This is a genomic window from Streptomyces sp. NPDC003691 (genome assembly GCF_053981115.1).
The window spans coordinates 1-9,585 of sequence record NZ_JBSFNQ010000158.1 but is presented as its reverse complement, the minus strand read 5'-3'; the positions used below and the strand labels follow the sequence as shown (position 1 = coordinate 9,585).

Below are 9,585 nucleotides of genomic sequence, written 5' to 3'. Positions count from 1 at the left end.
GTACCCACCAAGTTCTCCCACTCCGGCATGCGGCCCCAGGAGGTCGAGGACCCCGGTGCGGGTCGCGTCCGTTCGTACCGGCGCCTCCGCCGCCGTTCCCCTGCCCGTGACCGGCCGCCCCGGTCACGGGCAGCGCGCTGCCCGCAGAAGGGCGTGTCTCAGGTCACACGACGGAGTGTCACATCCGGTGCCCCGCCGTCGTCGTGTCCATGAGCACCTCCGAGCGCACCGGAACGGGAGTTACCGCATGAGTCAGGACGGCAGTCCGGGTCCGGCGACCGAGACCTTCGTCGCCCACCGCAACCTGCTCTTCACCGTCGCGTACGAGATCCTCGGATCGGCCGCGGACGCGGAGGACGTCCTCCAGGAGACCTGGCTGCGCTGGTCCGGCGTGGAACTCGGCGCGGTACGCGACCGGCGCGCCTATCTGGTCCGGATGACCGCCCGTCAGGCGCTCGACCGGCTCCGGGCGCTGCGCCGCCGCCGGGAGTCGTACACCGGCTCCTGGCTGCCGGAGCCGATCCTCACCGCGCCCGATGTCGCCGAGGACGCCGAACTCGCGGAGAGCGTCTCACTGGCGATGCTGCTGGTGCTGGAGATGCTGACGCCGACGGAGCGGGCCGTGTTCGTGCTGCGGGAGGTGTTCGAGCTGCCGTACGACGAGATCGCGGAGGCCGTCGGAAAGAGTCCGGTGGCGGTCCGTCAGGCCGTCCACCGGGCCCGGGTCCGGATCGCCGACCGCCGCCCGCGCGGTCCGGCCTCCCCCGGTGAGACCAGGGCCGTGCTCGCCGCCTTCCGGCGTGCCGTCGAAACCGGTGAACTCCAGGAGCTGATCTGCCTGCTGGCCCCGGACGTGGTCGCGCTGAGCGACGGCGGGGGCGTCGCCCGGGCGATACCGCGGCCCGTCACGGGGGCCGACCAGGTGGGCGGTCTGCTGTCCGGCGGGCTCCGGAAGTACGCCGGGGGAATCACCCTGGAGACCGTCGGGGTCAACGGGCATCCGGCGCTGCTCGTCCGGCGGGACGGCGGGGTGGAGGCGGTGCTGGCGTTCCGGGTCGAGGACGGCCGGATCAGCGAGCTGTACGCGGTGAGCAATCCGGCGAAGCTGACCCGTCTGGCGACAGCCACCGCCCTGAGCCGCTGAGCCACCCGGCGCACGGCGCACGGTGCACGTCGCTGCCCGGCCCCGCCCGGCGGCGGCAACGGCCGTGAGCCGCCGAGCCCCGGCGCGGCCCCGGGACCGTCCGGAGCGGCCCGCGTAGGGTGGCGGGGCCGGCCCGGAATCCGGGCCGCCGGGGGGAGGGGCAGATGGGGAGCGGTGCGGCTCGGTCCGCCGGACGGATCGCCGTGGTCCAGGCGGCGCGGCAGGGCAGCGGCTATCTGCTGACCTCCCGGCTGGTCCTCACCTCGGCACACCTCCTCGGCGCGGGCCCGGCCCGCGCCGTCGTACCAGGCGGTACGGGCACCCGGCCCTGCCGTGTCCTCTGGCGGCGGTACGACGAGGAGTGCGACGCCGCCCTGCTGCTGGCGGACGGGGAGCTGGTCGACGGCGCCGCGGGGGCCGGGCTCCCGGAGGTCCGGTGGGGCAGGGTGCCGGGGCTGGCACCCGTGACGGGCTGCGAGGCGGTCGGCTATCCGCAGATCTCGCTGCGGGAGGGCGGCCGGCTCGACACCGAGCAGATCGTGGGCACGCTGAAGCCGGGCTCGTCCGTGCTGCGCGGCCGTCTGGTGCTGGACAGTTCCCATGCCCCTCCCCCGGCGGCGCCCGGGGCCGCCGGGACCCCGTGGCAGGGGGCGTCCATCCGGTGCCCGAATCCCCCGGCCGGCCGCGGATGGTGGAGTACCTTCCGCGCGGCGTGGACGGCGCGCTGGACGAACTCCTGGCGGCGCTGGCGGACACGGGTGGCATGGTCCTGCTCACCGGGGACTCCGCGGCGGGCAAGTCCCGGGCGCTCTTCGAGAGCATGCGCCGCGGGCTGGGCGGACTGGAGGTCTGTGTACCGGATCCGGACGCGCCTCTGGCGGCGCTGCCGGCCGCCGTCGGCGGGGAGCGGCGGGTCGTCTGGCTCGACGATCTCCACGACTATCTCCACAGCGAGGGTCTGACGCCCCGGCTCCTCGACGAGCTGACCGCCCGGCGGGCGATCGTACTCAGCACGCTGCGGACGGAGTTCCACGAGCAGTACGGCGATGCCCGGGGCTTCCCTGCGGGTGCCCACGGCGGCGGGCCGCGGCTGCCGTCCTCCCCCGGCCGGATCCTGCGCCGGGCCCACCGTCTGGTGCTGGAGCGGATCTGGACCGACGAGGAGCGCAACACCGCAGCCGCCAGCGACGACCCGCGGGTCACGGCGGCCCTCGGGGCCGATCCGGCCCATGGTCCGGCCGAGTATCTGGCGGCCGGACCGCAGGTGCTCGCGGTCTGGCGGTCGGCGTCCCGGGCGGGCGGCAACCCCCGCGGGGCCGCGCTGGTGGCCGCCGCGGTCGACCTGGCCCGTACGGGCGTCGACACCGCGCTCCCGCCGGACGCGGTGGAGCGGCTGCACGGCCACTACCTGGACCGGGCGGGCGGTCCCGCGCTACGGCCGGAGAGCCTGGATGCGGCCTGGGAGTGGGCGGGCCGCATCGTGCTCGGGGTGACGAGCCCGCTGGTCCCGGCCCGCGGCGGCACCTGGAAACCGTTCGACTATCTGGTGTCCGACACCGCGCGCCGGTCGGAGCCCGGTGTCGTCCCGGACGAGGTCTGGACGGAGGCCCTGCGGATCGTGGACGACACCCGCAGGTCGCTCGTGGCGGCGGTGGCCCGGCTCGGCGGGCGGAGCGATGTGGCCATGGACGTGCTCCGGCCCGCCGCGGACGCCGGTGACACCGAAGGTCTGGGCAATCTGGGAGCACTGCTCGCGGCCGCGGAGGACTACGAGGGCGCCGCCGACTGCTTCCGCCGGGCCTGGGAACTGGGCGATCCGGCGGGCGCGCACAATATGGGATCGCTCTGCGTCCGCCGGAACGATTTCGAGGGCGCCCGGGAGTGGTACACGATCGCGGTGGAACGGGGCGAGCTGCAGTCGATCGGCGCCCTCGGCCTGGTCCTCAGCTCCCTCGGGGACACGGCGGGCGCTCAGGCCGTCTGGAGGTGGGGCACCGAGGCCGGTGACCCGGCGAGCGCCCTGCACTACTCCGATCTGCTCGCCGGGCAGTGGCAGTCGGACGAGGCGCTCGAAGCGCTGCGGATCGCGGCCGACGGTGCGATCCCGCTCGCCGCGCTCAAGTACGCCGGGAGCCTGCTGCGGAGGAAGGACCACAGGAAGGCGAACGTCTATCTCGCGCGGGCCTACGACACGGCGCTGCGGCAGGGCAGGCTGGGCGATCCGTTCGGCTACTACATCGCGGGCACCGCCGCCTACTCCTGGGGCGGTGTGGAGGACGGGCGGAAGCAGTGGAAGCTCGCCCGTGAGCAGGGCTGCGACCAGATCTGGGAGATTCTGGAGGCCCCCGGGGACGCCCCCGGGCTCCGCCGGATGGCCGTCGACCGGGCCACCCTGGAGCAGCTGGGCGAGGCGGAGGCCCGGGTACTCATGGAGCTGCTCTGGTCCGGCGACTGCCTGGACTGCGGATATCCGCTCTCGGACGGGGTGCCCGCCCTGTATGTCGATACCTCCCTCCATGACGCGGACGCCCGGCTCTTCCACTTCGGTGTGTGCCGGTTCCCGCACTGGAACGAGTCGGCCGGACGGTTCTTCGCCTCCGGCGTCGGGGTGAGCTGGACCGCCTTCAGCACCGGAGTGTCGGCGGGCGGACGGCAGTTCCCGGCCCTGCTGGTGAACCCCACTCTGGAGACCGCCCATCTGGTCCGGGACGGCGAGGGCTGGTCGGCCACCGGAACCCTGGGGTCGCGTTCGGCCCTCGGCCCGGGTCTCGGTCTCCGGCCGCTCTGGAAGGGGTTGCCGCCCCGGCGGTCCGGCGGACCCGGCCGGGCGTTCACAGCGCCCGGCGAGGTGGCCGTGGCGACGGGCTTCGCGGTCTGGTCCGCGCCCGCCGCGGAGGGGTTCGCCGAGCTGGCGGAGGAGTGCGGTGGTCTGCTCCTCGTCACCACCCCGACCCTCGGCCCCGGCATGGTCCCCGACGCCGAGGAGGTGGCGGAGATCCTGGGCTCCTGGTCCGCCATGGCCGGCTGGGTCACCCTGGCCGACGGGTCCTGAGCCGACGCCGCGGGGCGGCCGGTGCCGGGTTCAACACCGGTCCGGGGCACGGCATACCCTGAGGGGATGAGCGAACGCGCGATGCAGGAACTGGCACTGCTGGTGCTGACGGCCCTGGCGGACGCGCCCCGGCACGGATACGCGATCGCCGGGGAGATCAAGGGGATCACCGACGGGCGGGTGGTGCCGCGGACCGGCGCGCTGTACGGGGCGCTGGACCGGCTGGTCACCGAGGGGCTGATCGAAGTGCGCCAGGAGGAGATCGTGGACGGGCGGGCGCGCCGTGTCTTCGGGCTCACCGAGCAGGGCCGGGAGCGGCTCGCCGCGGAGACGGAGCGGCTCGCCGTGGCGGTCCGGGAGGCCCGGCGCCGGCTGGGGCTCGGCGGTACGGCCGCCACCGCCTGAGCGGTCCCGGCCGGGAGCAGCGCCCCGAGCAGGGCCGCAGGGAACGGACGACGGAAAACAAGCGAAACGGGAACAGCGCGGGGCACTCCGCGCTCGACATAGTCACTCCAACGGAATACCCTTCACGACGTACTGTTATCCGGTGCGTCGTCCGGGCAGCCGTTGCCGACGGCTGCCTCCGGCACACCCTGCCCGGCGGCCCCGGAACTCGCCGCCCGCACCGGATCCGTCCGCGCTAAGGGGTGCCCCGCAGTGCCGTTCACGCTCTCCCATCCGGCCGCCGTCCTCCCGCTGCTCCGCCGCCCGTTCGTACCGTCGGCCCTGGTGGCGGGCGCGATGGCGCCCGATATCCCCTACTTCATAGGGAACCTGCCCTTCCAGCCCACCACCGCCGTCTGGTACGAGCCGTACTTCAACGCCACCGCCACCCACACCCTCACCGATCTGCCGACCGTGGCCCTGCCGCTCGCGCTCGGCCTGACCGCCGCCTACTACCTGCTGCGTGCCCCGGCGGCCGCGCTGCTGCCACCGCTCCCCGCCCACGGGACACCCGTCCCCCGGCCGTCCGGCGCCGCGGACCGGGCCCGGATCGCGATGTGGCTGGTGCTGTCGGCACTGATCGGTATTGCCACCCATGTGGTCTGGGACTCGTTCACCCATGTCGACGGATACGTCGTGACCCGGGTGGAGTTGCTCCGTGATCCGGTACCGGGCGGCCTGACCGTGGCCCGGGTGCTCCAGCATCTGAGCACGGTGGCCGGGCTGGTGGCGCTGGCCGTCCACTTCGTACGCCGCCGCCGTACCGCCCCCGCGGCTCCCGCGGCCGCCCGCACCCGGCCGCCGCGGGCCGTCCGGTGGGGCGTCACCGCGGCCCTGGCGCTGGCCGCGGCGGTCGGGGCCTTCGTGAACACCGACGACTTCGACTCCTATCGCACGGAGTTGGTCTACGACTACAGCCGCCCCATCGTCAGCAACGACGGTCTCAGCGAGACCTATCCCAGCCGGACGGCGACGGTCCCATGGCCCGAGACCGCCCAGGACCTGGGGACGCATGCGGCGAAGGGGGCGGGCTCATGGCTCGGCGGGGGGCTGCTGCTCTACGCGGCTGCCTGGCATCTGCGGATCGTCCCGCGAGGCCGGGGGAACGGAACTCCGGGCGCCGGAACCGGGCAGGACGCCGAACGCACCCCGACGGCATCCGTCCCCTAGACCGTATCCGCTCCGGGCCCCTGTCCGGAATGCGGGCGGCGGGGTGCGGTCCCGGGGTGCGGATCACCCGGCCGGGACCGGGGCCGAGGGCAGTCGGGGCTCGCCCTGGAAGACCTGGCGGACATGCCATTCGCGATGCTCGTCCGCGACCGGCGGCACACCCGGCTGCGGGCCGCCGACCGGGCGGCCCGCGAGGGCGAGCACCTGGCTGCGGCTGGTCTCACCACGGCCGACGAAGCGGCGGGAGACCAGGATGCGGAGATCCGGGCCGACACCCAGAACGCCCTTGTCGAAGAGCTTGTGGTGGAGCGAGCAGAGACAGAGGCCGTTGTCGACCCGGTCCGGGCCGTCGTGCGACCACCAGCGCACATGCGCGGCCTCCAGCCCGACCGCCCTTGCGCCGAGCATGCCGTCGTAGCCGCAGAAGGCGCACTGGAACTCGTAGGCCGTGAGCACCAGTTCACGCATGCGCCGGTCCCGCTGCCTGCGGGCCGCCGCCGGACCGGCCGCCCAGGGCCAGGAGCGGTCGGGGTCGAGGCCGACGGCCTCGCACAGGTCGGTGTGGAGGGACGGCGGGAAGTGGGTGTCCAGCAGCACCCCGACCAGCCGGCCCAGCAGCGACGGGTCCGCGGCGAGATCGGCCCTCAGCCCCGGCACCAGCCTGCCGGTGGCGCCGCTGGACCGGAGCACCCCCACCCCGCTGCCCGGACTCCCCGGCCCGCGGTCGGTGGTGACCTCCCAGACCCCGTCCGAGACCAGATGGTGGAAGGGGTACGCCGGGGTCGTCGGGCGGGCCGGACCGTACTCGGCGAGCAGCCGCTTCAGATCCTCCTCGACCGCGCTGTACCGCAGGGCGGCACCGGCGTCCCGCTGGTGGCTGCCGAGCGCGTACAGCAGAAGGAGCGGCTTGTGCGGCGCCCGTACCCCGTTGCTCGTCCAGCGCCGCAACCCCGCCACCTGTTCGGACCAGTCCATGGCCGACAGGTTAGCCGGGGGTACCGACACCGTTCCCGGGCGGCGGACGGGCCGTACTCCGGGCCGACGGCCCGGAGCGGAGGCGCGGTTCAGCCGCGGCGGCGGGGCCTGCCGCGGGCCGGCTTGGCGGTACCGCGGCCGCCCTGGGCGCCGGCGCGGCGCGCCCCCTGCCCGGCGGCCGGCTTCCCGCCGCCCCCGCCCTTGGCTCCGCTCCCGCTCTTTCCGCTCTTCGCGCCCCGGCCGCCCGCCGCGGCCGGCTTGCTCTTCTGCTGCTCCGTCTCGGGACGGCGGCCCCGGCTGCTGTTGACCGTGCGCCCCCGGACGATCCCGATCAGATCCTCGACCAGGTCCGTGGTCGCGTCCTCGCGCCAGCAGAGGGCGACCGTGGACTGCGGGGCGTCCACGACGGGCCGGTACGTCAGATCCCGGCGGTGGTGCAGCCGGGCCAGCGACTGCGGGACCACCAGCAGCCCCACCCCGGCGGCCACCAGCTCGACGGCGTCCGCCGTCGTCGCCGGGCGCTCCAGGGCCGGGCGGCCCGGCGGGGCCTCCCAGTCGAGGGTGTCGTCGAGGGGGTGCAGCAGGATGTCGTCCGCCAGCTCGGCCCCGGACACCTCTTCCACGGCCGCGATCACATGGTCCTTCGGCACGATCACCACCGTGGTCTCGGTGTAGAGGGGGATCGCGCTGAAGACCGTACGGTCCACCGGCAGCCGGAGCAGACCCGCGTCCGCTCCCCCGTCGCGCAGCAGCACGGCGGCCTCCGCCGCCGGTGCCTGGACCAGCTCCAGGGGAACGTCGGGCAGCCGCTCGCGCCAGATGCGCACCCATTTGGCCGGTGTCGCCCCCGGAACGCAGGCGAGCCGGAACACGGGATTCGCAGAGGACTCAGCAACTGTCTCCGAGGCTGTCACATGCCCAGATTACCGTGCGTGGTCGGCGGGCCCGGCCGTACTCGATATCCTTGGCCGCATGACGTCGCACCAGAGCCCCCAGACCATGAAGCCCGCCACGGCGGCGAAGAAGCTGGGTGTGTACCTCGAAGCCACCCCCGCCGAGTTCCAGGAGGGGGTTGTTTCCCGCGACGAGCTGAACGCGCTCCAGGCCGACCCGCCCGCGTGGCTGCGGGACCTGCGCCGTGACGGTCCGCATCCGCGTCCGGTGGTCGCCGCCCGGCTCGGGATCTCCATCTCGGGGCTCGCGCGCGGCGGGATCACCGACCCCCTGACCACCGACCAGATCGACGCACTCCGCAAGGACGCCCCGGAGTGGCTGGTGCGCGAGCGCGCCACCCAGGCCGAGGTCCGCAAGGAGTCGGAGCGCCTCAAGGAGCTCCGCAAGCAGCAGGACGCCAAGCGCGCCGCCGGGAGCGGCGAGTCGCGTTCCTGATCCGGCCGTATCCCCCTCCGCCGGCCGCCACCGCCGACCCGGTGGCGGCGAACCGGGATTCTCCTCCCGTACAAGGCCCCAGTTTTCTGGGGTACGACGGCTCGGGAGTCTCTGAGAACCTCCTCCGTGGCCCGGACGGCGCCCGCCGTACCGGGACGAAAGGGAACCCGCTCCTCGACGGGGCCGGGCCCGCGGCGAGCGCTCCCTCAGGCTGCGCCCCGCCGGGCCCGGCCCCGCGCGGCGGGTTCGCCCTGACGGGGGGAGCACGATGGACGGCACAGCAACGGCGGAGGTCACCGTCGTCGTCATGGACGGCGATCCGGTCTTCAGGACGGGACTGACGGCACTGCTCGACTCGGTGCCCGGGCTTTCGGTGGTGGCCGAGACGGCAACCGCCGACGAGGCAGTCGCGGCGGTGGAGCGGCACCGGCCGCGGGTGGTGGTGACGGATCTGCGCCCCGGACCCGGCGGCGGCTCCGGAGTCGAAGCGGCCCGGCGGCTGCTGCGGCTGCGGCCCCAGCCCGCCGTCCTGGTCGTGACCGTGGCCGACGACGACGATTCCGTGATCGCCTCCCTGCGGACGGGCGCGCGCGGCTACCTCCTCAAGGGCGCCGGGCGGGCCGAGCTGGAGCGCGCGGTACGGGCGGTGGCCAACGGCGAGATCCTGCTCGGGGCGGGCGTCGGCGGGGGCGTCGTCGCCCGGGTCTCGGGCAGCTGCGGGGGCCGTCCCGCACCGGTGCTGTGGGGGCTGACGCCCCGGGAGCACGAGGTGCTGGACCTGGTCGCCCGCGGCCTCGACAACGGGACGATCGCCCGCCGTCTCACGGTCAGCCCGAAGACCGTACGGAACCATGTCTCCGCCGTCCTGGCCAAGCTCCGTACCGCCAGCCGGGCCGAGGCGATCGTCCGGGCCCGGGAGGCGGGACTGGGCGGGGAGCGCTGAGCCGCCTCCGGCGCGGGAGGGCGGGGCGGGGTCGGGGGCGGGGTACGGTCCCGTCCGCCAGCGGCCGCCCGCCGCCTCCCGGGCCGCCCCGGACCATGGAACTCGTCCAGGGCATCGGGCCGTCCGTACCCGCGCCGCCGCACGGCGTCGCCGGACACACCGCCCCGGGGGGCCTGGTTGCCGTCCGCACCCGCACCCGCCCGGGACGTCGCCGGTCCGGTGGCCGAGCCGAAAGCCGGGGCCGTCCGCACGCGTACGCATGCCACCGCCCCCGGCTCCGTGGTGCCGGTCCACGGCATCGAGCCGTCCTCACGGGTACGAGGGCTCCCGGGCGGCTCACCGGCCGGGCGGCAGTCCCGCCGGGCGCCCGCCCGCGAGCGGGTTCCGGCGCGCGGCTGGTTCATCACCATGCCCGCGGCCGCGGCGGTCGCCGCGGCGGGCTACGGCGTCATCTGGCTGGCCTTCGGC

9 protein-coding genes are annotated in these 9,585 nt (G+C 74.9%); 7 read left to right on the top strand and 2 right to left on the bottom strand.

Translation table 11 applies throughout. The annotated features are described in order from the left end of the window. The first annotated feature begins 247 nt into the window (after positions 1–247). The 4 genes from ACWDR0_RS33760 to ACWDR0_RS33745 all read left to right on the top strand — a co-directional run bounded on the left by ACWDR0_RS33760 (position 248) and on the right by ACWDR0_RS33745 (position 5,810). Positions 248–1,144: an RNA polymerase sigma-70 factor gene (locus ACWDR0_RS33760; RefSeq protein WP_456355651.1), complete on the top strand. Its 897-nt coding sequence runs from the start codon at positions 248–250 to the stop codon at positions 1,142–1,144. A gap of 712 nt (positions 1,145–1,856) precedes the next feature. Further along, a complete protein-coding gene (locus tag ACWDR0_RS33755) occupies positions 1,857–4,196 on the top strand; it encodes a tetratricopeptide repeat protein (protein ID WP_456355650.1) in 2,340 nt (779 codons plus the stop codon). 66 nt (positions 4,197–4,262) lie between these two features. Continuing rightward, positions 4,263–4,601: a PadR family transcriptional regulator gene (locus ACWDR0_RS33750; RefSeq protein ID WP_456355649.1), complete on the top strand. Its 339-nt coding sequence runs from the start codon at positions 4,263–4,265 to the stop codon at positions 4,599–4,601. A gap of 252 nt (positions 4,602–4,853) precedes the next feature. Then, positions 4,854–5,810 carry a DUF4184 family protein gene (locus ACWDR0_RS33745; RefSeq protein WP_456355648.1) on the top strand — a complete coding sequence of 319 codons (957 nt, stop codon included), beginning with the start codon at positions 4,854–4,856 and terminating at the stop codon, positions 5,808–5,810. Positions 5,811–5,873: 63 nt separating this feature from the next. On the opposite strand, the gene ACWDR0_RS33740 is transcribed toward ACWDR0_RS33745, so the two are convergent. Both ACWDR0_RS33740 and ACWDR0_RS33735 read right to left on the bottom strand, forming a co-directional pair. Continuing rightward, positions 5,874–6,785 carry a phosphorothioated DNA-binding restriction endonuclease gene (locus ACWDR0_RS33740; RefSeq protein ID WP_456355647.1) on the bottom strand — a complete coding sequence of 304 codons (912 nt, stop codon included), beginning with the start codon at positions 6,783–6,785 and terminating at the stop codon, positions 5,874–5,876. Positions 6,786–6,874: 89 nt separating this feature from the next. Beyond that, positions 6,875–7,699, bottom strand: a complete 825-nt coding sequence (locus ACWDR0_RS33735; protein WP_456355646.1) for a LysR family transcriptional regulator substrate-binding protein — start codon at positions 7,697–7,699, stop codon at positions 6,875–6,877. A gap of 58 nt (positions 7,700–7,757) precedes the next feature. On the opposite strand from ACWDR0_RS33735, the gene ACWDR0_RS33730 reads away from it, so the two are divergent. The 3 genes from ACWDR0_RS33730 to ACWDR0_RS33720 all read left to right on the top strand — a co-directional run. After that, on the top strand, positions 7,758–8,174 hold the full coding sequence (locus ACWDR0_RS33730; protein WP_456355645.1) for a DUF5997 family protein: 417 nt from the start codon (positions 7,758–7,760) through the stop codon (positions 8,172–8,174). 268 nt (positions 8,175–8,442) lie between these two features. After that, on the top strand, positions 8,443–9,117 hold the full coding sequence (locus tag ACWDR0_RS33725) for a LuxR C-terminal-related transcriptional regulator (protein WP_456355644.1): 675 nt from the start codon (positions 8,443–8,445) through the stop codon (positions 9,115–9,117). Positions 9,118–9,336: 219 nt separating this feature from the next. Beyond that, positions 9,337–9,585: hypothetical protein (locus ACWDR0_RS33720; protein WP_456355643.1), on the top strand; the 249-nt coding region annotated here is incomplete at its 3' end.

Excerpts from the sequence above, each read along its gene's own strand:
- ACWDR0_RS33725 (WP_456355644.1), top strand. The coding sequence starts at position 8,443 with ATGGACGGCACAGCAACGGCGGAGGTCACCGTCGTCGTCATGGACGGC.
- ACWDR0_RS33760 (WP_456355651.1), top strand. The coding sequence starts at position 248 with ATGAGTCAGGACGGCAGTCCGGGTCCGGCGACCGAGACCTTCGTCGCC.
- ACWDR0_RS33730 (WP_456355645.1), top strand. The coding sequence starts at position 7,758 with ATGACGTCGCACCAGAGCCCCCAGACCATGAAGCCCGCCACGGCGGCG.
- ACWDR0_RS33740 (WP_456355647.1), bottom strand. The coding sequence starts at position 6,785 with ATGGACTGGTCCGAACAGGTGGCGGGGTTGCGGCGCTGGACGAGCAAC.
- ACWDR0_RS33750 (WP_456355649.1), top strand. The coding sequence starts at position 4,263 with ATGAGCGAACGCGCGATGCAGGAACTGGCACTGCTGGTGCTGACGGCC.